Annotated in this window: 2 protein-coding genes; both read left to right on the forward strand. The window is 35.9% G+C overall.

The window, feature by feature from the left end:
* On the forward strand, positions 1-167 hold a 167-nt coding region (locus tag ACNPNW_RS16340), incomplete at its 5' end, for a transposase (RefSeq protein WP_448767194.1).
* Between the two features lie 224 nt (positions 168-391).
* Positions 392-1008: L-lactate permease (locus ACNPNW_RS16345; RefSeq protein ID WP_448767193.1), on the forward strand; the 617-nt coding region annotated here is incomplete at its 3' end.

A 1008-nucleotide genomic window follows, 5' to 3' on the forward strand; every position in this document is an offset into this window, starting at 1 on the left:
TTTATAACCAAGAAATCAATAAAAGAAGAATTGGGATTGAACAGGTATTTGGAACTTTGAAAACCTTCAAAATCCTTGCCGAGCGATATCGCAACCCTGGCAAAAGACTAGGATTAAGATTTAATTTAATTGTGGGAATCTATAATTTTGAGCTGAGTAAAAAGTGAATTATGAAAGAAATCTAATATATAAAATTTTAAGAGATTATAAAAATTGGTCATACCAAAAAATAAATTAAATCTTTTATATTGTGTTTTTGGGCTAATATTACTAATATCGCCAATACAAAATGCACATTTTATCTCTTAAACACTAAATTGGTCATACCAATTTAGTGTTTAAGTACAATAAACTGTTCAATCTAGTAGTTAAGCATTTCAAGGAGTAGACAATGCTTCAACAGTGGCAACAAATTTATGATCCTATAGGCAATATCTGGATTTCGAGTGCTATTGCGCTAGTTCCAATTATTTTCTTTTTTTTAGCGTTAGCTATTTTTCGCATGAAGGGTAGTGTAGCCGCTACAATTACCGTTTTTTTAGCCTTTCTGGTCTCATTATTTTTATACAAAATGCCAATTGGAATGGCATTAGCATCAATGGTCTATGGATTCTTCTACGGCCTGTGGCCAATTGCATGGATTATTATCGGTGCAGTTTTTATATATAAGATTTCAGTAAAAACAGGACAGTTTGATGTTATTCGTTCGTCTATTCTGTCAATTACAGAAGATCAACGTTTGCAAATGCTATTAGTTGGGTTTGCTTTTGGTACGTTTTTAGAAGGTGCGGCAGGTTTTGGTGCGCCCGTCGCAATTACTGCGGCACTGTTGGTGGGACTCGGCTTTAAGCCTTTATATGCGGCTGGGCTATGCCTGATAGTTAATACTGCACCTGTTGCTTTTGGTGCAATGGGAATTCCGATCATTGTCGCTGGGCAGGTTTCAGGTGTTGACACCATGGAAATCAGTCAAATGGTTGGTCGTCAGTTACCCTTTATGGTGCCAAT

It is taken from the genome of Acinetobacter endophylla, assembly GCF_053543775.1.